Origin of the sequence: Streptomyces sp. CA-250714, from assembly GCF_050936705.1 — a bacterium.
In the GTDB taxonomy this organism is placed as follows: domain Bacteria; phylum Actinomycetota; class Actinomycetes; order Streptomycetales; family Streptomycetaceae; genus Streptomyces.
The window spans coordinates 2,318,230-2,339,823 of the sequence record NZ_JBNJMI010000001.1 but is presented as its reverse complement, the minus strand read 5'-3'; the positions used below and the strand labels follow the sequence as shown (position 1 = coordinate 2,339,823).

Annotated in this window: 19 protein-coding genes and 1 pseudogene; 18 read left to right on the top strand and 2 right to left on the bottom strand. The window is 70.7% G+C overall.

Annotated features, from left to right (window positions below; all coding sequences use genetic code 11):
• Nucleotides 1-285: 285 nt before the first annotated feature.
• From lepB (ACQEU8_RS10135) to ACQEU8_RS10095, 9 genes are all read left to right on the top strand, one after another.
• A complete protein-coding gene (gene lepB / locus ACQEU8_RS10135; protein WP_433102289.1) occupies nucleotides 286-1,275 on the top strand; it encodes a signal peptidase I in 990 nt (329 codons plus the stop codon).
• Nucleotides 1,169-2,242 (top strand): signal peptidase I, encoded by a 1,074-nt coding sequence (gene lepB / locus ACQEU8_RS10130; RefSeq protein ID WP_433099050.1) that lies wholly within the window; start codon nucleotides 1,169-1,171, stop codon nucleotides 2,240-2,242. Before lepB (ACQEU8_RS10135) ends, lepB (ACQEU8_RS10130) begins: the two co-directional genes overlap by 107 nt.
• Nucleotides 2,243-2,332: 90 nt before the next feature.
• Entirely contained in the window at nucleotides 2,333-3,064 is a 732-nt protein-coding gene (lepB, locus tag ACQEU8_RS10125; RefSeq protein WP_433099048.1) for a signal peptidase I, read from the top strand.
• 39 nt (nucleotides 3,065-3,103) lie between these two features.
• On the top strand, nucleotides 3,104-3,427 hold the full coding sequence (locus ACQEU8_RS10120) for a DUF2469 domain-containing protein (RefSeq protein ID WP_027735391.1): 324 nt from the start codon (nucleotides 3,104-3,106) through the stop codon (nucleotides 3,425-3,427).
• Nucleotides 3,428-3,830: 403 nt separating this feature from the next.
• A complete protein-coding gene (locus tag ACQEU8_RS10115; protein WP_433102287.1) occupies nucleotides 3,831-4,166 on the top strand; it encodes a YraN family protein in 336 nt (111 codons plus the stop codon).
• A complete protein-coding gene (locus tag ACQEU8_RS10110) occupies nucleotides 4,166-5,782 on the top strand; it encodes a YifB family Mg chelatase-like AAA ATPase (protein WP_433099046.1) in 1,617 nt (538 codons plus the stop codon). Before ACQEU8_RS10115 ends, ACQEU8_RS10110 begins: the two co-directional genes overlap by 1 nt.
• Nucleotides 5,783-6,045: 263 nt before the next feature.
• A complete protein-coding gene (gene dprA, locus ACQEU8_RS10105; RefSeq protein ID WP_433102285.1) occupies nucleotides 6,046-7,203 on the top strand; it encodes a DNA-processing protein DprA in 1,158 nt (385 codons plus the stop codon).
• Between the two features lie 310 nt (nucleotides 7,204-7,513).
• The gene (whiG, locus tag ACQEU8_RS10100) at nucleotides 7,514-8,368 is read left to right on the top strand and encodes an RNA polymerase sigma factor WhiG (protein WP_099884626.1); all 855 of its coding nucleotides are present in this window, start codon (nucleotides 7,514-7,516) and stop codon (nucleotides 8,366-8,368) included.
• A 100-nt stretch (nucleotides 8,369-8,468) separates the two neighbouring features.
• The gene (locus ACQEU8_RS10095) at nucleotides 8,469-9,008 is read left to right on the top strand and encodes a TetR/AcrR family transcriptional regulator (RefSeq protein ID WP_433102283.1); all 540 of its coding nucleotides are present in this window, start codon (nucleotides 8,469-8,471) and stop codon (nucleotides 9,006-9,008) included.
• Between the two features lie 256 nt (nucleotides 9,009-9,264).
• Here ACQEU8_RS10095 and ACQEU8_RS10090 read toward each other — a convergent pair.
• Nucleotides 9,265-9,909: pseudogene (locus ACQEU8_RS10090) on the bottom strand (murein hydrolase activator EnvC family protein); the annotation flags it as partial.
• A 612-nt stretch (nucleotides 9,910-10,521) separates the two neighbouring features.
• On the opposite strand from ACQEU8_RS10090, the gene rpsB reads away from it, so the two are divergent.
• The 9 genes from rpsB to ACQEU8_RS10045 all read left to right on the top strand — a co-directional run bounded on the left by rpsB (nucleotide 10,522) and on the right by ACQEU8_RS10045 (nucleotide 20,579).
• Nucleotides 10,522-11,436 (top strand): 30S ribosomal protein S2, encoded by a 915-nt coding sequence (gene rpsB, locus ACQEU8_RS10085; RefSeq protein ID WP_433099043.1) that lies wholly within the window; start codon nucleotides 10,522-10,524, stop codon nucleotides 11,434-11,436.
• Nucleotides 11,437-11,584: 148 nt separating this feature from the next.
• The gene (tsf, locus tag ACQEU8_RS10080; protein ID WP_433099041.1) at nucleotides 11,585-12,421 is read left to right on the top strand and encodes a translation elongation factor Ts; all 837 of its coding nucleotides are present in this window, start codon (nucleotides 11,585-11,587) and stop codon (nucleotides 12,419-12,421) included.
• 197 nt (nucleotides 12,422-12,618) lie between these two features.
• Complete coding sequence (gene pyrH / locus ACQEU8_RS10075) at nucleotides 12,619-13,374, top strand: UMP kinase (RefSeq protein WP_433099039.1); 756 nt, start codon at nucleotides 12,619-12,621, stop codon at nucleotides 13,372-13,374.
• A 226-nt stretch (nucleotides 13,375-13,600) separates the two neighbouring features.
• Entirely contained in the window at nucleotides 13,601-14,158 is a 558-nt protein-coding gene (gene frr, locus ACQEU8_RS10070; RefSeq protein ID WP_433099037.1) for a ribosome recycling factor, read from the top strand.
• Nucleotides 14,159-14,197: 39 nt separating this feature from the next.
• A complete protein-coding gene (locus ACQEU8_RS10065; RefSeq protein WP_433099035.1) occupies nucleotides 14,198-15,385 on the top strand; it encodes a phosphatidate cytidylyltransferase in 1,188 nt (395 codons plus the stop codon).
• 68 nt (nucleotides 15,386-15,453) lie between these two features.
• Entirely contained in the window at nucleotides 15,454-16,560 is a 1,107-nt protein-coding gene (rlmN, locus tag ACQEU8_RS10060) for a 23S rRNA (adenine(2503)-C(2))-methyltransferase RlmN (protein ID WP_433099033.1), read from the top strand.
• Nucleotides 16,561-16,737: 177 nt separating this feature from the next.
• Nucleotides 16,738-17,811 (top strand): thiamine ABC transporter substrate-binding protein, encoded by a 1,074-nt coding sequence (locus tag ACQEU8_RS10055; RefSeq protein ID WP_433099031.1) that lies wholly within the window; start codon nucleotides 16,738-16,740, stop codon nucleotides 17,809-17,811.
• Nucleotides 17,787-19,493 (top strand): ABC transporter permease, encoded by a 1,707-nt coding sequence (locus ACQEU8_RS10050; RefSeq protein ID WP_433099029.1) that lies wholly within the window; start codon nucleotides 17,787-17,789, stop codon nucleotides 19,491-19,493. The genes ACQEU8_RS10055 and ACQEU8_RS10050 overlap by 25 nt, the downstream gene beginning before the upstream one ends.
• A complete protein-coding gene (locus ACQEU8_RS10045; protein WP_433099027.1) occupies nucleotides 19,494-20,579 on the top strand; it encodes an ABC transporter ATP-binding protein in 1,086 nt (361 codons plus the stop codon).
• Here the strand turns inward: ACQEU8_RS10045 and ACQEU8_RS10040 are convergent.
• On the bottom strand, nucleotides 20,566-21,492 hold the full coding sequence (locus tag ACQEU8_RS10040; protein WP_433099025.1) for an NADP-dependent oxidoreductase: 927 nt from the start codon (nucleotides 21,490-21,492) through the stop codon (nucleotides 20,566-20,568). The genes ACQEU8_RS10045 and ACQEU8_RS10040 overlap by 14 nt on opposite strands.
• Nucleotides 21,493-21,594: the final 102 nt, after the last annotated feature.

Sequence of the window (21,594 nt, the reverse complement as noted above, 5' to 3'; positions counted from 1 at the left end):
GAGCCGCACTGGCACAACTACCCGCAGCCTCCGGCACCCCAGCAGCCCCTTGCACACGCGCAACCTTCCGCGTATCCGCAACCCCCCGCGCAGCCGCAACCCTCCGCGTATCCGCAGCCTCCCGCACCTCAGCAGCCGTCCGCTTACCCGCACCACGATGTGCCTCCCGGGACCGGTGTGCCCTCCGCGCCTCCTGGCGGTCCGGATGTGCCGGGCCCTCCGGCTGCGGGAGCTGCGGAAGCTGCGGCGGCCGAGGCCGCTGACGCCGCGGCGGAGGAGGCGCCGCTGCGCCGCCCTGGACAGGGGCGGGCGGACCGCAGGCGTGCAGCCAAGCGGATCAAGCGTCGCCGCAGGCTCTCCGCGACCAAGGAGATCCCGATACTCATCGGCGTCGCCCTGCTGATCGCGTGGGTGCTGAAGACCTTTCTCGTGCAGGCGTTCGTGATCCCGTCAGGTTCGATGGAGCAGACCATCCGGATCGGCGACCGGGTGCTGGTGGACAAGCTCACCCCCTGGTTCGGCTCCAAGCCGCAGCGTGGGGACGTGGTCGTATTCGAGGACCCGGGCGGCTGGCTGGAGAACGAGAAGAAGGACACAAAAGACGAGCCGGCCGGGATCAAGCAGGGCAAAGAGTTCCTGACGTTCATCGGACTGCTGCCCTCGGACGACGAGCAGGACCTGATCAAGCGGGTCGTCGCGGTCGGCGGTGACACCGTGCGCTGCTGCGACAAACAAGGTCGCGTCACGGTCAACGGCACGCCGCTGAACGAGCCGTATCTCCATCCGGGCAACAAACCCTCGCGGATCACGTTCAAGGTGACCGTTCCCGTGGGACGCGTGTTCGTGATGGGTGATCACCGGGCCGACTCCGCCGACTCCCGCTACCACCTGAAGGAACCGGACCGGGGAACGATCGGGGAGGACCGGATCGTTGGCAGAGCGATCGTCATCGCCTGGCCGTTCGACCATTGGAGGCGGCTGGAGGAGCCGAAGACCTTTGGCTCGGTGCCCGATCCCGCAGGCGTGGCCGCCCCCACGTCCGTGGACCGGGACAATCGAGTGGCGCAACTCCCGTTCTTCGCGGAACTTCCGCTCGTTATGGGAGTGGTGGGCCTGTACCGACTGCGGCACAGGCGAATGCGCAGCGTGAGGAGTGGATGTGGGGGACTTGGCGGTCGGCACACGGTCCGGTTCCGGGTACCCGGAGGACGAACGTCCTGGTACGGACGGCAGGACGGGCGACGGAGGACCACCGGCCGTGGAAAGAGAGAGTGACAGGGTGACCGCCGAAACTGACGGCACGGCAGCGAGCTCCGGGGCGGGCGGTGACGGCCCGTGGGGTTCGGGGCCGAACCCCGGCCACGAGGTACCGGACTCGGACGGAGGAGCCGAGGACCCTGGTGAGAAGAAGCCGGTGAAGAAGCAGCGCGGGTTCTGGAAGGAACTGCCGATGCTCATCGGCATCGCGCTGATCCTCGCCCTGATCATCAAGACCTTCCTGGTACAGGCGTTCTCCATCCCCTCCGACTCGATGCAGAACACGCTCCAGCGCGGCGACCGGGTGCTCGTCGACAAGCTGACGCCGTGGTTCGGGTCCACCCCGGAGCGCGGCGAGGTCGTCGTCTTCCACGATCCGGGCGGCTGGCTCCCCGAGGCGCACGTGGAGGAGAACTTCATCCAGACGGCGCTGAGCTTCATCGGTCTGATGCCGTCCGCCAACGAGAAGGACCTGATCAAGCGGGTCATCGCGGTCGGCGGGGACACCGTCGAGTGCAAGAAGGGCGGCCAGGTCCGGGTCAACGGCACGGGGCTGGACGAGTCCTCGTACCTCTTCCCCGGCAACACCCCCTGCGACGACAAGCCGTTCGGCCCGGTGAAGGTCCCCAAGGGCAAGCTGTGGGTGATGGGCGACCACCGCCAGGACTCCCTGGACTCCCGCTACCACCAGAACCAGCCCGGTAACGGCTTCGTCCCGGAGAACAAGGTCGTCGGACGGGCCATCGTCAAGGCCTGGCCGATCAACCGCTGGGGCTCGCTGCCGGTGCCGGAGTCCTTCGAGCAGCAGGGCGTGCAGTCGCGTGCGCTGAGTGCCGCACCCGGCGTGCTCGGGCTCGCGGGCGCCGTCCCGCTGGTGCTGTGGCGGCGCAGGCGGCTGCACCTCACGGCGCACCCCGCTCACGCTGCGCAGTCGGCGTCCCGCGCGGGTTCGGCGTCCCGGAGCTCGGCGTCTTCCGAGGGCTGACGGCTTCCTATACCGCCCGGTAGGGTCAGCGCTCTGTGCCGGTACGGACCGGCGAGGCCGCTGCGAAGATCCGGGAGTGCGGAAGTGAGCATGGCAGAACGTACCGACGAGGGCCGCAGCCGGCTGGGCAACCGGCTGTCCTCGGTGGCCGTGGCCCTCGGCTGTGTGCTCTTCCTCGGCGGCTTCGTCTGGGGCGCCGTGCTCTACCAGCCGTACACGGTGCCCACCGACTCCATGGACCCCACCGTCAAGTCCGGCGCCCGGGTACTGGCCGAGCGCGTGGACGGCAACGAGGTGCGGCGCGGCGACGTCGTCGTCTTCCAGGACTCGGTGTGGGGCGCGGTGCCCATGGTCAAGCGGGTCGTGGGGGTCGGCGGCGACAAGGTGGCCTGCTGCGACCGGGACGGACGGCTCACCGTCAACGGGAAGCCCGTCGACGAGCCCTATCTGCGCGGTCACGGCCGCGACGCGCAGGAGCCCTTCGAGTCCACCCATGTCCCCGAGGGCAAGCTCTTCCTGCTGGGGGACAACAGGCAGGCGTCCCTCGACTCCCGGGTGCACCTGAAGGACGCGGACCACGGTGCTGTTCCGCGCTCCGCTGTCCACGGCCGCGTCGACGCCATAGCCTGGCCCACCAGCGCTTTCGGCATGCTGCCTGAGGCGAGCGGGTTCGCCGACATGCCCGGCGGCACCTCCGAGCACGGACCGCTCCCGCTGGCGCTGACCGCCGTGATCGTGGGCGCCGTTCTGGTGCTGGGCGGTGCCGCGTACGGGCCGCTCGCGCGGCGCCGCGCAACTTCGGCCCGACGCCGCCCGGGGTGACGCACAATGGGGGGACGCACGGCTGAAGGGGAACATGCCATGAGCGCCGAGGACCTCGAAAAGTACGAGACCGAGATGGAGCTCAAGCTCTACAGGGAGTACAGAGATGTCGTCGGGCTGTTCAAATATGTGATCGAGACCGATCGGCGTTTCTATCTCACCAATGACTACGAGATGCAGGTCCACTCGGTTCAGGGCGAGGTTTTCTTCGAGGTGTCGATGGCGGACGCCTGGGTCTGGGACATGTACAGGCCGGCCCGGTTCGTCAAGCAGGTACGGGTGCTCACGTTCAAGGACGTGAATATCGAGGAGCTCAACAAGAGCGAGTTGGATCTCCCGGAGGACTCGGGCTTCAAGGGCTGAGCGAAGGCGCCAAGGCGGAGCCGAAGGCTTCAAAGGCTGAGCTGAACCGTTCCGCTGCCCTCCTTGCGGGGGTCGGCTGCTGGGTTCCGTATCGGTGGGCCTTACCCGGGCCCTCTCCGGGGCCGTCACCCGGTCGGGTGGCGGAGTTGTCCACAACCGCCGGGTTCTCCACAGAAAAAGAGCAAGATCCCTGAGCCGCCTCCGGTGCCGCCACAGTCGGTGTCGGAGGTGGTGCCGTATGAGTACCAGCGAAGTGCGGAGCAGCACACGTCCCGGCACGGAGCCGCGGGGCACTGGACACCGGGGCACGGGCCGACGGAGCGCCCGGCCGAGGAATACGGAAGGGCGAAGGCCGCCGGCCCCGGGCTGCGCGAAGGGCGGGCTCGGGCGGTACGGAGAGGACCTGGCGGCGCGGCGGCTGCGCGAAGCGGGCATGGCGATCCTCGAACGGAATTGGCGCTGCGCCGAGGGCGAGATCGACATCATCGCGCGGGACGCGGACGCCGTCGTGATCTGCGAGGTCAAATCACGCAGGGCCACCCCCTTCCAGCACCCCATGGAGAGCCTGCCGCCCGCGAAGACGGCCCGGCTGCGGCGGCTGGCGGCGCGCTGGCTCAGCGAGTGCTGGCTCGCCCGCTACGGACGCCCGCCGACCGGCGGAGTGCGGATCGACCTCGTCGGCATCGTGCTTCCGGACCGCGGTGCGCCCGTGGTGCAGCACGTACGGGGGGTCGGCTGATGGGATTCGCCCGCACGTGCGCGGTCGCACTCGTCGGGGTCGAGGGTGTCCCGGTCGAGGTCCAGGCCGATCTGGAGCCGGGTGTCGCTGCCTTCACCCTCGTCGGACTGCCCGACAAGAGCCTGACGGAGAGCCGGGACCGGGTGCGGGCGGCGGTGGTGAACTCGGGGGTGCCCTGGCCGCAGAAGAAGCTCACCGTCGGTCTCAGCCCGGCCTCGGTGCCCAAGGGCGGCAGCGGCTTCGACATCGCGGTCGCCTGCGCGGTGCTCGCGGCGGCCGAACGTATCGACCCGCGGGAGATCGCCGGGGTGATGATGATCGGCGAACTGGGGCTGGACGGCCGGGTGCTGCCGGTGCGCGGCGTCCTCCCCGCCGTCCTGGCAGCCGCCGACGCGGGGTACCGGCAGGTGGTCGTCCCCGAGCAGACGGCGGCGGAGGCGGCGCTGGTCCCGGATGTCTCCGTGCTCGGAGTACGCAGCTTGCGCCAGCTCATCGCGGTGCTGACCGACGGGCCGGTGCCCGAGGAGCCCGACCGTGGCGACGAGGGCCGGCTGGGCACCGTCCACGCAGGGCTCGCCGGACTGCCCGCTGCGGCACCCGGTCTGACCGGACTGCTGGGTGAGGAGCGCCCGGTCGACCTCGCCGATGTCGCAGGACAGCACCATGCGCGCCGTGCCCTGGAGATCGCCGCGGCCGGACGGCACCACATCTATTTCAAGGGGCCACCCGGCGCGGGGAAGACAATGCTCGCCGAGCGGCTGCCTGGGCTCTTGCCGCCGCTGAGCCGGAAGGAGTCGCTGGAGGTGACGGCTGTGCACTCGGTCGCGGGCGCGCTGCCTCCGGGGCAGCCGCTCGTCGACCGGCCGCCGTACTGCGCGCCCCACCACTCGGCCACCATGGCGGCGCTCGTCGGTGGCGGCTCCGGCCTGCCTCGTCCAGGTGCCGTCTCTCTCGCTCATAACGGCGTGCTTTTTCTGGACGAAGCCGCGGAGTGCGGGGCCCAGGTCCTGGACGCCATGCGGCAACCGCTGGAGTCGGGGTACGTCGTCGTGGCGCGGGCCGCGGGGATGATGCGCATGCCGGCCCGGTTTCTGCTCGTGCTGGCCGCGAACCCGTGTCCGTGCGGGCGGCACGGCAGCGACGGTGGTGGGTGCGAGTGTCGGCCCGCCTCGGTACGCCGTTATCGGGCGCGGTTGTCGGGCCCTCTGCTGGACCGCGTGGACCTCCGCGTCAACGTGGAGCCGCTTGCCCGCTCCGAACTGGCGGCGTTGGACGGCCGGGCGGAGTCCACCGCGGTGGTGGCCGGCCGGGTGCTGGAGGCCAGGGAGCGCGCCGCGGCGCGCTACGCGGACACACCGTGGAAGACCAACAGCGAGGTCCCGGGCCACGTTTTGCGCACCCGTCACCCGGCTCTACCCGGAGCGCTCTCCGACGCCGAGGACGATTTGGAACGCGGTCTGCTGACCGCACGGGGCCTCGACCGGGTGCTGCGGGTTGCCTGGACGGTCGCCGACCTCGCCGGTCACGCCAGGCCCACTCGGGATGACGTCAACTTCGCCCTGGAACTGAGGACCGGCATCCGCCGGGGCGTCCTGGTACCGGAGATCCCGGCATGACGGCCGAGCACGGGCGACCCGCTGCCCCGCTCGCGGGGTCGGAGAAAGGGAGCGTTCCCGGGCGCCGACGCGTTGTGGCGGAACCCCGGGGGCGCGCTGCCGGACGCCCCGCGCCGGCCGCGCAGCGCAAGGGGAAGTCTCGGGCCGGAGGTACGCGGACGGCTGCTCCGGTTCACCGGGAGCCCGCCGAGGCGCCGGGACCCTCGCAACCGGCACGGGCACCAGCATCGGCACATGTACCGGCTCAGGCTCCGGCGCCGGAGCTGGGGCCGACCCCCGCGGAGCCGGGGCAGTTCGAGCCCGAGCGTCTCGCGCGAGCGGCTCTTACCCGGATCGCCGAGCCGGGCGATGAACTCGTCGGGCGGTGGGTCGCCATATACGGGGCGTGCGAGGTGGTGGAGGCGTTGAGTGGGAATGGGCCGTCGCTCACCGGCGCCGGGGAGCGACGGTGGGCGGGTCTGCGGCTACGGGCCACTCGCGCCCGGCCGCACGGGGACCTGACCGCTATTGCCGGGATCGGAGGCCGCTTCGTCTGTCCGGGTGATGCCGAATGGCCGCGCCAGCTCGATGACTTGGGGCATGCCAGACCGTTCGGGCTGTGGGTGCGGGGCGCGCCGTCGCTGCGGGTGTGGGCACTGCGTTCGGTCGCCGTTGTCGGTGCCCGGGCCTGCACCGAATACGGCGCACACTGCGCGACCGTGCTGGGCGCGGGGCTCGCCGAACAGGGCTGGACGGTCGTGTCCGGCGCCGCCTACGGCGTCGACGCCGCCGCCCACAGGGGAGCCCTGGCCGCCCGGGGACCCACGGTCGGTGTGCTGGCGTGCGGAGTCGATGTCGGCTACCCGCCGGGCAACCAGGAGCTGATCCGCGCGCTGGGCGAGCGGGGGTTGCTGGTCGCCGAGCTGCCGCCGGGGGACCATCCGACCCGCAGCAGGTTCGTGCTGCGGAACCGGGTGATCGCCGCCCTCACCCGGGGAACGGTTGTGGTAGAGGCGGCCCTGCGCAGCGGGGCGCTGGTCACAGCCCGCCGTGCCCTCGGGCTTGGCCGGCATCTGATGGGGATGCCGGGCCCGGTCACCTCCGGGCTCTCCCAGGGCGTGCACCAACTACTGCGCGGCGAGGCCACAGTGGTCACCGACGCCGCCGAAGTGATCGAGCAGGTGGGCATGATGGGCGAACTGGCCCCTGAACGGCGCGGACCCGCCGTGCCGCGCGACGCGTTGAGCCCGATAGCGGCGCGAGTACTGGAAGCGCTGCCGGGCCGCGGGGCGAGCGATCCAGCGCGCATCGCATGCTCCGCGGGCGTCCCACCGGGCGAGGCCCTCGCCCGCCTTCACGAGCTGCGGGCGCTCGGCTTCGTCGAACGCGAGGGCGACCGCTGGCAGTTGACCCCGCGCCGCAAGGGGCACTCCATCGGGTGATGAGGCGGTGCTTGACCTGGGGCTATCGGGTGAAAGGCTGAGCTGTGCGCGCTCGCCGGGGCGGCACCGGGGCGGCACAGGCCCGGCAGGGCACCGCGCCCCGGCCCCGTGCCCGGTCATCCGCACCGCGTCTGCTTCCGGCCCTGGCGAGCCACCGCGGAAAGAAGCACGCCAGCGCAGAGGAGAATGAACAATACGTCGCACACTGCGACGTTGCGGTCACGCTACGCTCACATCATCTAGCAACGAGACGCACGATTCCGCACACCGACAGACCACCACTACCCAGCAGAACGGCTCAAGGCGACGTATGCCTCAGCACATCTCCGGGCCCGACCGCACCGCCGCAGCGGCCGCCGCAGCCGCGCGCACCGTGGTCGACGACGACACGCCCAGGACTGCGCCCAGCTCGCTGGATGAACTCTGGCGGTCCTACAAGGCGACGGCGGACAGCAGGCTGCGCGAACAGCTGATCCTGCACTACTCGCCGCTGGTCAAGTACGTCGCGGGCAGGGTGAGTGTCGGGCTGCCGCCCAACGTGGAGCAGGCCGACTTCGTCTCCTCCGGGGTCTTCGGACTCATCGACGCCATCGAGAAGTTCGACCCCTCCCGCTCCATCAAGTTCGAGACATACGCCATCACCCGCATCCGGGGCGCGATGATCGACGAACTGCGGGCGCTGGACTGGATCCCCCGCTCGGTACGGCAGAAGGCCCGCGCGGTGGAGCGCGCCTACGCCACTCTCGAGGCCCGCCTCCGCCGCAGCCCCTCCGAGGCGGAGGTCGCCGAGGAGATGGGCATCGAGACGGAGGAACTGCACGGCGTCTTCAGCCAGTTGTCGCTGGCCAACGTCGTAGCGCTGGAAGAGCTGCTGCACGTCGGCGGCGACGGCGGTGACCGGCTCAGCCTGGTGGACACCCTGGAGGACACCGCCGCCGACAACCCCGTCGAGGTCGCCGAGGACCGCGAACTTCGCCGACTGCTCGCGCGCGCCATCAACACCCTGCCCGAGCGCGAGAAGACCGTCGTGACGCTCTACTACTACGAAGGTCTCACCCTCGCCGAGATCGGCCAGGTGCTCGGCGTCACCGAGAGCAGGGTCAGCCAGATTCACACCAAATCGGTTCTGCAACTCCGCGCGAAGCTCGCCGACGCGGGCCGCTGACCTAGCCGGTCGCCCCGGAGCCGTGCAACTCTCGACCTCCTCTCCGTAAGCTAGTGACGTGCCCAGGATTCGAGCGGCCTCTGTGGCCGAGCACCGGAACATGCAGCGCGCGGCCCTGCTGGACGCCGCCAGGTCGCTGCTGTCCGAGGGTGGTACGGAAGCCCTGACCTTCCCCGCCCTCGCCCAGCGCACCGGCCTCGCGCGCTCTTCCGTCTACGAGTACTTCCGCTCCCGCGCCGCGGTCGTCGAAGAGCTGTGCGCCGTCGACTTCCCGGTGTGGGCCGCCGAGGTCGAGTCCGCCATGCGGGCGGCTGCGACGCCGGACGGCAAGGTCGAGGCGTACGTGCGCAGGCAGCTCGCCCTGGTGGGGGACCGCCGCCACCGCGCCGTCGTCGCGATCTCCGCCGGGGAGCTGGACGCGGGGGCCCGCGAGCGGATCCGCGCCGCACACGGCGGGCTGATCTCCATGGTCGTCGAGGCACTCGGCGAGCTCGGCCACGACCAGCCCCGGCTCGCCGCGATGCTGCTCCAGGGCGTCGTGGACGCGGGCGTGCGCCGTATCGAGCTCGGAGCCGCCGAGGATCCTGAGCAGATTGCCGAAGCCGCTGTCTCCATGGCGCTGAACGGCGTCCGGGGCTGACGGCCGAAGGCTGACCTCCCACTTCGCGGACACCGGCCGTCTCGGGGTCGCCGACGGCTCCGGCCACCCGCGCCGGGCCGCGCAGCCGCCGGTGCGCCCAGACAGCGCCCAGCGCGAGCGCGGACGCCGCCAGCCATCCGCTCGGTCCGCCTCCGGACCGGGGACCGCCCCCGGCCGCAGCCCACGACTCCGCGGTGAGCTCTTCTCTCTCCGTCCGCTCTCCCCTACCGGTGTCGGACCGGCCGGTGTCGGATCCCGGGATCGGCACTCCGCGGACCGGCAGCAGCCGGGAGGGGCCGCCGAGGAGGGCGGCGGGCAGGAGGGAGAGCGGGTCGAGATAGCGCTCTCCGCGCAGCAGCCCCCAGTGCAGGCAGGTGTGCGGACAGTGCCCGCCGCTCAGGACGGTGCCCACCCGCTCGCCGGCCCGCACCCGGTCGCCCTTGCGCACAGAGGGCCGTACCGGTTGATACGTCGTCCGCAAGGGCGGTCGCCCCGTCCCCGCGATCTCGATGGACACCACCCCGCGCCCCGCGACCCGGCCCGCGAAGGACACCCGGCCGTCCGCCACCGCACGCACCGGCCGACCCGGGACGGCCGCGAGGTCGACCCCGCGGTGACCCGCCCCCCACGGCTCGGGCGGCGGATCCCAGCCGCGGGACACCCACGGCCGCCGCGCCCCGTGAGCCCCCTCGACCGGCCAGGCCCGCCCGCCCACGGGGCGCCTGTCGGCGCGGTCCTCGGCGTGACCGCTGGCCGCCCGGTTGTGGTCAGCTCCCGCACCCGCGGGCGTGAGGAGATCATCGGGTGCGGGAGGTTCCATGGCCCAGGCCCTGTCGGGCAGGGCAGCCGCTCCCGTCGGCAACAGGGCGCCCAGCAGCGCCAGCAGCACGGTGACCAGCATCGCCCCGCACCGGGCGACGGCGGGCGCCACCCCGCAGCTGTCGGCGATCCGCAGCGCCCCGCCCCGCAGTGCCCCGCGCCAGAGTGCCCCGCGCCGTGGTGGGCCGTGCCGCCAGGAAGAACGGAGGCCGAAGCTCGCCCCGTCGTCCGGGAGCCTGTGCAGTTCCATGCGGAGAACGGTGGCGCGGTTTGCCGTCCCACGGGGATCTTGGCCAGGATCCGTGGATAACTGCCCGGTTGTGGACAACGCCGTCACCCGTGAGGGGACATAAGGGGCTCGCTGGCCGCCCGCCGAACCCGACCCCGCCGCCTCGGCCCCGGCTGGCCCCGACTCCGCCCCAGCACCTCGTCCCCGACTCCCCGCAGGCCAGCCAGGCTCCGGGCCCCCGCAGGGCACGGTGCCCCTCCCCGGTCCCGTACACTGCTGGTGCGGCCCGGGTGACCGGGCTGACTTCGCACGCTCCGCCACCCTCACCCGGTGGCCGCGCATCTCGGTCCCAGGAACGGTCCCGGTCCCCAGCCGGAGTTCCAGGGCGGCGCGCCAGGGGCGTCAGGCAAGCGGGGGCCGTCCGGCCTCCGCTGACGACAACCGAGTAACTCAAGGAGAACGGCCATGGCCGTCGTCACGATGCGGGAGCTGCTGGAGAGCGGCGTCCACTTCGGGCACCAGACCCGCCGCTGGAACCCGAAGATGAAGCGCTTCATCTTCACCGAGCGCAACGGCATTTACATCATCGACCTGCTCCAGTCGCTGTCGTACATCGACCGCGCCTACGAGTTCGTCAAGGAGACCGTCGCCCACGGCGGCTCCATCATGTTCGTCGGTACCAAGAAGCAGGCCCAGGAGGCCATCGCCGAGCAGGCCACCCGCGTGGGCATGCCCTACGTGAACCAGCGCTGGCTCGGCGGCATGCTGACCAACTTCTCGACGGTCTACAAGCGGCTGCAGCGCCTCAAGGAGCTGGAGCAGATCGACTTCGAGGATGTGGCCGCCTCCGGCCTCACCAAGAAGGAGCTGCTGGTCCTCTCCCGCGAGAAGGCCAAGCTGGAGAAGACCCTCGGCGGTATCCGCGAGATGCAGAAGGTGCCCAGCGCCGTCTGGATCGTGGACACCAAGAAGGAGCACATCGCCGTCGGCGAGGCGCGCAAGCTCAACATCCCGGTGGTCGCGATCCTCGACACCAACTGCGACCCCGACGAGGTCGACTACAAGATCCCGGGCAACGACGACGCGATCCGCTCCGTCACCCTGCTGACCCGCGTGATCGCCGACGCCGTGGCCGAGGGCCTCATCGCCCGTTCGTCGGGCGGCGCCGGTGAGGGCAAGGGCGAGAAGGCCGCCGGTGAGCCGCTGGCCGAGTGGGAGCGCGACCTCCTGGAGGGCGAGAAGGCCGCCGAGAAGCCGGCTGCCGAGGCCGAGAAGCCCGCCGAGGCCGAGGCCCAGCCCGCCGCTGAGGCGCAGCAGCCCGCCGCTGAGCCGCAGGCGGGCGAGGGCGAGCAGGCGGCGGCCCCCGCCGAGCAGGGCTGACCCACGGGCCACGTGGATCACGCGGGCCCCACTGGTTCACGGTGAGACGGCGGGGGCCGGGTGCCCCCGCCGTCCAGCCGTGAGCTGAGCCGGCCCCGCGTGACTCCGATCCAACCTCATCGACTTTCCGAGAAGAGATTCACAGACCATGGCGAACTACACCGCCGCCGACGTCAAGAAGCTCCGGGAGCTGACCGGCGCCGGCATGATGGACTGCAAGAAGGCGCTGGACGAGGCCGAGGGCAACGTCGACAAGGCCGTGGAGATCCTGCGCGTCAAGGGCCAGAAGGGCGTCGCCAAGCGCGAGAGCCGTACGGCCGAGAACGGCGCGGTCATCGCCCGGATCGCCGACGACAGCACCGCCGGTGTGCTGGTCGAGCTCAAGTGCGAGACGGACTTCGTCGCCAAGGGCGAGAAGTTCCTCGCCGTCGCCGAGGCCATCGCCACGCACGTCGAGGCCACTTCCCCGGCCGACATCGACGCGCTGCTCGCCTCCGAGATCGAGTCCGGCAAGACCGTCCAGGCGTACGTCGACGAGGCCAACGCCAGCCTCGGCGAGAAGATCGTGCTGGACCGCTTCGCCCAGTTCTCCGGCGCCTACGTCGGCTCCTACCTGCACCGCACCAGCCCGGACCTGCCTCCGCAGGTCGGCGTGCTGGTCGAGCTGGACGGGGCGAACGAGGAGATCGCCAAGGACGTCGCGCAGCACATCGCCGCCTTCGCGCCGGCGTACCTGACCCGCGAGGACATCCCGGAGGAGACGGTCGCCAACGAGCGCCGTATCGCCGAGGAGACCGCCCGCGAGGAGGGCAAGCCGGAGCAGGCCCTGCCGAAGATCATCGAGGGTCGGGTCAACGGCTTCTTCAAGGAGAACACCCTCCTCGACCAGCCCTTCGCCAAGGACAACAAGAAGTCCGTGCAGAAGGTCCTGGAGGAGGCCGGTGTCTCGCTGAAGCGCTTCGCCCGCTTCCGCGTCGGCGCCTGAGGATCCCGTTCCCGACGCATCCCGCAGGCCGGTTCTGTTCGCTCAGAGGTGGAGTACACCGAGCACCGCGCACAGAACCGGCGCGGGCCCGATAAGGTCGGGCACAGGGCAGTTGTGACGAGGAGGCCATTGCCGCAGAGGGAACCGTGAGGATCCGACGGCAATGGCCTCTTTCGTATGTGCACGAGGAGATCTCCATGACCTGCAATGACACCGGCAAAGACAGTGACAGGCGCCGGCGCTTCCTGCTGAAGCTCTCCGGCGAGGCGTTCGCCGGCGGCGGCGGACTCGGTGTCGACCCCGACGTCGTGCACAAGATGGCCCGGGAGATCGCCTCGGTCGTCCGTGACGGTGCCGAGATGGCCGTCGTCATCGGGGGCGGCAACTTCTTCCGCGGCGCCGAGCTCCAGCAGCGCGGTATGGACCGGGCGCGCTCCGACTACATGGGCATGCTCGGCACCGTGATGAACTGCCTGGCGCTCCAGGACTTCCTGGAGAAGGAGGGCATCGACTCGCGCGTCCAGACCGCCATCACCATGGGCCAGGTCGCGGAGCCGTACATTCCGCTGCGGGCCATCCGGCACCTGGAGAAGGGCCGCGTCGTCATCTTCGGCGCCGGTATGGGCATGCCGTACTTCTCCACCGACACCACCGCGGCCCAGCGCGCCCTGGAGATCAACGCCGAGGTGATGCTGATGGGCAAGAACGGCGTGGACGGTGTCTACGACTCCGACCCGGCGCGCAACCCGGCGGCGGTGAAGTTCGACGCGCTCGAGTACGGCGAGGTCATCACCCGCGACCTCAAGGTCGCCGACATGACCGCGATCACGCTCTGCCGCGACAACAAGCTGCCGATCCTCGTTTTCGAGCTGCTCGCCGAAGGCAATATCGCCCGTGCGGTCAAGGGTGAGAAGATCGGCACTCTGGTGAGCAACCAGGGCACCCGGGTCTGACCGGCTCGCCGACGGCCTCGTGGGCCCGGCAGGCCTGTGTTCGTACGGTGCCGTCGGCAACACCGTGGCGTAGGAACGGCACGGTACGGGGATGGACAACAGCCTGCCGGTCGGACACCGTGCAGGAATCAGGGCATCGCGGGGGCCGGGGCGGCCCGCGGGGCGGCCGTCAGCTCACAGCCCCGGATGAAGCAGTCAGGCTCATTCATCGAACCAGGAGCACGTGGTGATCGAAGAGACCCTCCTCGAAGCCGAGGAAAAGATGGAGAAGGCGGTCGTCGTCGCCAAGGAGGACTTCGCCGCTATCCGCACCGGCCGTGCGCACCCGGCGATGTTCAACAAGATCGTGGCGGAGTACTACGGCACGATGACGCCGATCAACCAGCTCGCGTCGTTCTCCGTCCCGGAGCCCCGGATGGCCGTGGTGACTCCGTTCGACAAGAGCTCGCTGCGCAACATCGAACAGGCCATCCGCGACTCGGATCTGGGCGTCAACCCGTCGAACGACGGCCATATCATCCGGGTGACGTTCCCGGAGCTGACCGAGGAGCGCCGCCGGGAGTACATCAAGGTCGCCAAGAACAAGGGCGAGGACGCCAAGATCTCCATCCGCAGCATCCGGCGCAAGGCCAAGGAGACCATCGACAAGGCCATCAAGGACGGCGAGGTCGGTGAGGACGAGGGCCGCAGGGGCGAGAAGGAGCTCGACGACACCACCGCCAAGTACGTGGCACAGGTGGACGAGCTGCTCAAGCACAAGGAGTCCGAGCTGCTCGAGGTCTGAGCTCACCGTCTCAAGGTCCGAGGTCGAAGGCTGCTATCTGTGAACGACTCATCCTGGGGAGTGCCGCAACCGAACGCGGGATACTGGGGTCCTCCCGACCAGGGCTCCGCCCCTTCGGCGATGCCCCGCCCGGGCGATGGTCAGATGTCCGCTTACGACGTGAGCGTCCCCGTGCACGGTGTGGGCGGCGACGCGTCGCAGACTCGGCCTATGCCCATTGTGTCCGACCCCGGAGGCCCCGGCGGTGCGGGAGACGGCCGCGACGGCCGGCGCCGTCCCGAAGGTCCCGGTTTCACAGATCCCGCCGGTCCTCCCGGTGATCCGCAGTCGCACGGCCGGCAGGGACCGGAGCACACCCCCCGGCAGCCGGCCGCCCCTTCGCCCGCCCCCGCACCGTCGGGGGAGGGCAAGAAGCGTGCGGGGCGGGATCTGCGCGCGGCGATAGGAGTCGGGCTGGGACTCGGCGCGGTCATCCTGGCCGCGCTCTTCTTCTACAAGCCGGCCTTCCTCGGCGTCATCGTGGTGGCGGTCGTGGTCGGGCTGTGGGAGCTGTCCTCCAGGCTGCGGGAGCGCAAGGGCATTCGTGTCCCGCTGGTGCCGCTGGCCCTCGGCGGCGCGGCCATGACCATCGCCGGATATGTACGCGGCGCGGAGGGCGCGTGGGTGGCCATGGCGCTCACGGCCCTCGCCGTCCTCGCGTGGCGGATGACCCAGCCGCCGGCCGACTATCTGCGCGATGTGACAGCAGGGCTCTTCGCCGCCTTCTACGTGCCTTTCCTCGCCACCTTCGTGGCTCTCATGCTGGCCGCGGACGACGGGCCCCGGCGGGTGCTGACGTTTCTGATCCTCACCGTGGTCAGCGACACCGGCGCCTACGCGGTGGGCTGGCGTTTCGGACGGCACAAGCTGGCTCCCCGGATCAGTCCGGGCAAGACCCGCGAGGGTCTGATCGGTGCGGTGTCCTTCGCCATGGTGGCGGGGGCGCTGTGCACCCAGTTCCTGATCGAGGACGGGATCTGGTGGCAGGGCCTGCTGCTGGGCCTGGCGGTCGCGGCCAGCGCCACCCTGGGCGATCTCGGTGAGTCGATGATGAAGCGGGACCTGGGCATCAAGGACATGGGCACCCTGCTGCCCGGCCACGGCGGCATCATGGACCGCCTCGACTCCCTGCTGCCGACGGCACCGGTGGTGTGGCTGCTGTTGGTGATCTTCGTCGGCGCGGGCTGAACCCTCCCGGGAGGGCTCCCACCGGCGAGGGCCGGGGGAGTCCGCGCGTCTGCGACACTGGTACGGCTATGCCTGCACCCGGAGAATTGACGTTCGTCGCCCCGCGCGGCGCGAAGAAGCCGCCCCGGCACCTTGCCGACCTCAGCCCTCAGGAGCGCCGGGAGGCGGTCGCGGAGATCGGGGAGAAGCCCTTCCGTGCCAAGCAGCTCTCGCAGCACTACTTCTCGCGGCTGGCGCACGACCCGCAGCAGTGGACCGACATCCCGGCCGCTGCGCGGGAGAAGCTGGCGGCAGGACTGCTGCCCGAGCTGATGAGTGTGGTGCGGCACATCAGCTGTGACGACGACACCACCCGCAAGACGCTGTGGCGGCTGCACGACGGGACGCTGGTGGAGTCCGTGCTGATGCGGTATCCGGACCGGGTCACCATGTGCATCAGCTCGCAGGCGGGCTGCGGGATGAACTGTCCGTTCTGCGCCACAGGCCAGGCCGGGCTGGACCGGAATCTGTCCACTGCTGAGATCGTCCACCAGATCGTCGACGGCATGCGTGCCCTGCGCGACGGCGAGGTGCCCGGCGGGCCGGCGCGGCTGTCCAACATCGTCTTCATGGGCATGGGCGAGCCGCTGGCCAACTACAAGCGGGTGGTGGGCGCCATCAGGCGGCTGACCGACCCCGAGCCGGACGGCCTGGGGCTGTCGCAGCGCGGCATCACCGTCTCCACCGTGGGCCTCGTGCCCGCGATGCTGCGGTTCGCCGACGAGGGCTTCAAATGCCGGCTGGCGCTCTCCCTGCACGCGCCCGACGACGAACTGCGCGACACTCTCGTACCGGTGAACACCCGCTGGAAGGTGCGCGAGGTGCTGGACGCGGCCTGGGAGTACGCGGCCAAGTCCGGGCGCCGGGTCTCCATCGAGTACGCGCTGATCAGGGACATCAACGACCAGGCATGGCGGGCCGACCTGCTCGGGCGGCTGCTCAAGGGCAAGCGGGTGCACGTCAACCTCATCCCGCTCAACCCGACCCCCGGCTCCAAGTGGACCGCCTCCCGGCCGGAGGACGAGGCCGAGTTCGTACGGACGCTGGAGATGCACGGTGTACCCGTGACCGTACGGGACACCCGGGGTCAGGAGATCGACGGTGCGTGCGGCCAGCTCGCGGCGACCGAGCGCTGACGTCTGGCCGAAGGTGCCTGACTGGTAGTGTTCGAACGGGCCGCCCATGCGGCCCGTGACAACCGAACAGCCGACAGGGGAGCGCTCACAGCGCTGAGAGTGCGGCCGTGCGTCCCGTACGCGCCGCAGACCCTCGAACCTCGCCCGGGTCATGCCGGGTAGGAAGTCGATGCACTGATGAACAAGCACGCGCGGCGCGCTGCCGCCGCAACCACCGCTGTCCTCACCCTCGCACTTCTCGCCACCGCCTGTGGCGGCTCGGGCGGCAGCAAGGACTCCAAGTCCGTCACCCTCGTCACCCACGACTCGTTCGCCGTCTCGAAGTCGGTCCTCAAGGACTTCGAGAAGCAGAGCGGTTACAAGGTCCATGTGCTGCGCGGCGGTGACGCGGGAGCCGCCGTCAACCAGGCCGTGCTCAACAAGGGCAACCCCCAGGGCGACGTCTTCTTCGGAGTCGACAACACCCTCCTCTCGCGCCCCCTCGACAAGGGCGTCTTCGCCCCGTACAAGGCCAAGGGGCTCGACAAGGTGCCCGCTCGGCTCCAGGCCGACCCGGACAAGCACCGGGTCACCCCCGTCGACACCGGCAATGTGTGCGTCAACTACGACCGCAAGTGGTTCGCCGACAAGAAGCTCGACCCGCCGCGCACCATGCAGGACCTCACAAAGCCGCGCTACAAGAACCTGCTGGTGACCGAGGACGCCGCCAGCTCCTCGCCCGGTCTTGCGTTCCTGCTGGCCAGCGTCGCGGAGTCCGGTGAGAACGGCTGGCAGGGCTACTGGAAGAAGCTGCGCGGCAACGGGGTGGAGGTCGCCAACAGCTGGGAGCAGGCGTACTACGACCGCTTCACCGGCTCCCGCGAGGGCAAGGGCGGCGACAAGCCGCTCGTCGTCTCCTACGCCTCCAGCCCGCCTGCTGAGGTCATGGGCGTCAAGAACCCGCCGGCGAAGGCGCCGACCGGTGTCGCCAAGGGCACCTGCTTCCAGCAGACGGAGTACGCCGGGCTGCTCAGCGGCGCCAAGAACACCAAGGGTGGCAAGGCGCTGCTGGACTTCCTGCTCAGCAAGCGGTTCCAGGAGGACCTCCCGCTGAAGATGTTCGTCAGCCCGGCCCGCGAGGACGCCCGGCTGCCGGAGCTGTTCACCAAGTACGGCGAGACCGTCGACGACCCCGCCACCGTCGCGCCGAAGAAGATCGCCGAACACCGTGAGCAGTGGATCAAGACATGGACCTCGCTCGCCGTGAAATAGCCGTCACCCAGGGGCGCGGCAGCGCTGCGCCCCGCCGGGGTGGCGGCAGCTGGGTGCGGCTCGGCCTGATGGCCGGGCCGGTGGCCTTCTTCGCGGTCTTCTTCGGCTACCCGGTGGCCGCCATCGTGGGCCGCGGACTGCGTGAGGGCGGACAGTGGCAGCTGGGCCGGATCGGGCAGGTGCTCACCGATCCCGACATCCTGCAGGTGCTCTGGTTCACCCTCTGGCAGGCCGCGGCCTCGACCGCGCTGACGCTCGCGCTGGCGCTGCCCGGCGCCTATGTGTTCGCACGGCTCGACTTTCCGGGCAAGCGACTGCTGCGCGCGGTGGTGACCGTGCCGTTCGTGCTGCCGACAGTTGTGGTCGGCTCCGCCTTTCTCGCGCTGGCGGGGCGCGGCGGGGTGCTGGACGGGTGGGTCGGGGTACGGCTCGACACCAGCGTGTGGGCGATCCTGCTGGCGCACGTCTTCTTCAACTACGCGGTCGTCGTGCGCACTGTCGGCGGCCTGTGGTCCCAGCTCGATCCGCGTCAGGAGGAGGCCGCGCGGGTACTGGGTGCGGGCCGGTTCGCCGCCTGGCGGCGGGTCACCCTGCCCGCACTCGCGCCGTCCGTGGCAGCAGCCGCGCTGATCGTGTTCCTGTTCACCTTCACCAGCTTCGGCGTCATCCAGGTGCTGGGCGGCCCGCGCTACGCCACGCTGGAGGTGGAGATCTACCGGCAGACGGCCACCCTGCTGGACCTGCCGACAGCGGCGGTGCTGACGCTCACCCAGTTCGCCGCGGTGGCCGCGCTGTTGGCGGTGCACGCCTGGTCGCTGCGCAAGCGGGAGACGGCACTCAGCCTCGTCCCCGCGGAGCACACCGCGCGGCGTCCGACGGGTGCCGGGCAGTGGGCGGTGCTGTGTTCGGTGCTGGGCGTGATGGCGTTGCTGACTGTTCTGCCGCTACTGGTGCTGATCCAGCGGGCTTTCGACGGGCCGGGCGGATACGGGCTCACCAATTTCCGTGCACTGGGGGCGCAACAGCCGGACAGTGCCACGTTTGTCGTCGCGCCTGTGGAGGCCATCGGCAACTCACTGACGTACGCCGCAGTTGCGACCGTCATCGCTCTGGTGGTGGGCGGGCTTGCTGCTGCTGCGCTGACGAGGCGCGCGGGGCGGCTGGTGCGTGGTTTCGACGCACTGCTGATGCTGCCGCTGGGCACCTCTGCCGTCACCGTCGGCTTCGGCTTCCTTGTCGCGCTGGACGAACCGCCGCTCGATCTGCGGTCCAGCTGGATCCTCGTGCCGCTCGCGCAGGCACTGGTGGGCGTGCCTTTTGTCATCCGCACCATGCTGCCCGTACTGCGCGCTGTGGACGTACGGTTGCGCGAGGCCGCTGCTGTGCTGGGTGCCTCGCCACTGCGCGCCTGGCGGGAGGTGGACTTTCCGCTGGTGCGACGGGCGCTGCTGGTGGCCGCCGGGTTCGCCTTCACTGTCTCGCTGGGGGAGTTTGGCGCGACCGTGTTCATCGCCCGCCCCGACACCCCGACCCTGCCGGTCGCGGTGGCCCGGATGCTGGGCCGGGCGGGGGAGTCCAACTACGGCCAGGCAATGGCTCTGAGCACCATCCTGATGCTCGTGTGCGCGGGCGTGCTGCTCGCGCTGGAGCGTGTCCGAACCGACCGCCAGGGGGAGTTGTAGATGCTGCGGCTGGACGGTGTGACCGTACGGTTCGGCGAGCGGACCGCGCTGGAGGCGGTCGACCTGGAGGTCGCCGAGCACGAGACGGTGTGCGTCCTGGGGCCCAGCGGCAGCGGGAAGTCCACCCTGCTGCGCGTCGTCGCCGGGCTGCAACAGGCCGACGCCGGCAGGGTGCTGCTGTCGGAACGGGACCAGACCGGGGTGCCGCCGCACCGGCGGGGCGTCGGCCTGATGTTCCAGGACCATCAGCTCTTCCCCCAGCGCGACGTCGCGGGGAACGTCGCCTTCGGCCCGCGCATGCACGGGATGAGCCGCACCGGGACCGAGCGGCGGGTCGCCGAACTGTTGGAGCTGGTGGGGCTGCCAGGCGCCGGGCGGCGTGCCGTCACCGCGCTGTCCGGCGGTGAGCAGCAGCGCGTCGCCCTGGCCCGCGCACTGGCGCCCGAGCCGAAGCTGCTGATGCTGGACGAACCACTGGGGCAGCTGGACCGCGGACTGCGCGAACGCCTCGTCGTGGAGTTGCGCGATCTCTTCCAGCGACTGGGCACGACAGTGCTCGCCGTCACGCACGACCACGGGGAGGCGTTCGCACTGGCCGACCGGGTCGTGGTCATGGAGGGCGGCCGCATCGCACAGACGGGCACCCCGCTGGAGGTCTGGCAGCGCCCTGCTTCGCCGTTCGTGGCCCGTTTCCTGGGCTTCGACAACATCACCGCGGCCACCGTCCACGGCGACACCGCGGTCACGGCCTGGGGCAAGCTCACCGTCCCGCAAGGCACCCCGCAGGGCACCACCCTGCTGCTCGTACGCCCAGGAGGGGTGCTGCTGCGCTCGCCGGCCGAGGGGCTGCGCTGCACGGTGGAGACCCGGACCTTCCGTGGCGGGGACGCCTCCACGGTCACCGTGCTGCTGCGCCCCCATGAAGGCCCGCCCCTGGAAGCAGCCTGCACACTGCGGGACGCTCCGGAAGTGGGCGCCGAAGTGGGGGCCATCTTCGACGCGCGGGAAGTGGTCGCACTGGGCGGCACGGACGAGGACGAGCCGAGCACCCTCAGCCCGGCCGCAGGACATATCACGGCACAGTGAGGACGATCTTGCCGCGTGCGTGGCCGCCCGCGCTGACCTCATGGGCCGTGGCGATCTCCTTCAGCGGGAACACCGCGTGCAGCGGCACGGTGAGGCGGCCGCGGTCGGCAAGCGCAACAGCCGTCGTCAACCCTGTCCAGCCGGGCGGCTCTTCGCCTCCCGAGTGGGAGAGCCGCACCCCGTGCCGGGCAGCGTCCAGATCGGCGACGGTCACCACGCGGTGCGGATCACCGGCGAGGGCCACCAGTTCGGGGAGGGAGCCTTTGCCCGCCGCGTCCAGCACCACATCGACACCGCGCGGAGCCAGCGGGGCCAGCCGGTCGGCCAGCCCTGGCCCGTAGGTGACCGGTACGACGCCGAGTCCGTCGAGGAAGGCGTGATTGCGTTCGCTCGCGGTACCGATGACAGTGAGGCCGCGCGCCTGGGCCAGCTGCGCGGTGATGGTACCGACGCCTCCGGCGGCACCGTCGATCAGCAGGGTCATGCCCTCGGCGGCACCCAGGGCGTCCAGCACTCGCGTGGCCGTCTCGATGTTGGCCCCGGCGCCGCCGGCTTCCTCGAAGCTCCACGACAGAGGCTTCGGCGCCCAGGCCTCCAGAACCGCGTACCGGGCCGCCGCACCTCCCAGTTCGGCGAACGGGACGACGCCGAAAACGGCGTCCCCCATGGCCGTGCCGGTCACCCCGTCGCCCACCTCGTCGACGATTCCGGCGGCATCCATTCCGGGGATGTGCGGGAATCGCAGGGGGATGAGTTCACGCAGCATCCCCGAGCGCAGATACCAGTCGGCAGGGGTGACACCGGTGGCTCGCACGGCGATCCGGATCCGGCCGGGGCCGGCGTGCGGCTCTTCGGCCTCTTCCAGGGAGAGCACCTCGGGGCCGCCGTAGCGGTGGTACTGCACAGCGAACATCGGACTGGCCTCCGTACGGGGGGAGTTCGGAAAGGGCTCGCAGCTGTCACCGCTGCGGAAGGCTGCCGCCTCAGTCGGGAGCAGCACCTACGACCGACGCTA

Coding starts and splice junctions, on each gene's coding strand:
- ACQEU8_RS10045 (WP_433099027.1), top strand. CDS start 19,494: ATGCTGCGGCTGGACGGTGTGACCGTACGGTTCGGCGAGCGGACCGCG.
- ACQEU8_RS10120 (WP_027735391.1), top strand. CDS start 3,104: ATGAGCGCCGAGGACCTCGAAAAGTACGAGACCGAGATGGAGCTCAAG.
- lepB (WP_433099048.1), top strand. CDS start 2,333: ATGGCAGAACGTACCGACGAGGGCCGCAGCCGGCTGGGCAACCGGCTG.
- ACQEU8_RS10040 (WP_433099025.1), bottom strand. CDS start 21,492: ATGTTCGCTGTGCAGTACCACCGCTACGGCGGCCCCGAGGTGCTCTCC.
- ACQEU8_RS10050 (WP_433099029.1), top strand. CDS start 17,787: ATGGACCTCGCTCGCCGTGAAATAGCCGTCACCCAGGGGCGCGGCAGC.
- ACQEU8_RS10110 (WP_433099046.1), top strand. CDS start 4,166: ATGGGATTCGCCCGCACGTGCGCGGTCGCACTCGTCGGGGTCGAGGGT.
- pyrH (WP_433099039.1), top strand. CDS start 12,619: ATGACCTGCAATGACACCGGCAAAGACAGTGACAGGCGCCGGCGCTTC.
- rpsB (WP_433099043.1), top strand. CDS start 10,522: ATGGCCGTCGTCACGATGCGGGAGCTGCTGGAGAGCGGCGTCCACTTC.
- ACQEU8_RS10095 (WP_433102283.1), top strand. CDS start 8,469: ATGCAGCGCGCGGCCCTGCTGGACGCCGCCAGGTCGCTGCTGTCCGAG.
- ACQEU8_RS10055 (WP_433099031.1), top strand. CDS start 16,738: ATGAACAAGCACGCGCGGCGCGCTGCCGCCGCAACCACCGCTGTCCTC.
- rlmN (WP_433099033.1), top strand. CDS start 15,454: ATGCCTGCACCCGGAGAATTGACGTTCGTCGCCCCGCGCGGCGCGAAG.
- tsf (WP_433099041.1), top strand. CDS start 11,585: ATGGCGAACTACACCGCCGCCGACGTCAAGAAGCTCCGGGAGCTGACC.
- whiG (WP_099884626.1), top strand. CDS start 7,514: ATGCCTCAGCACATCTCCGGGCCCGACCGCACCGCCGCAGCGGCCGCC.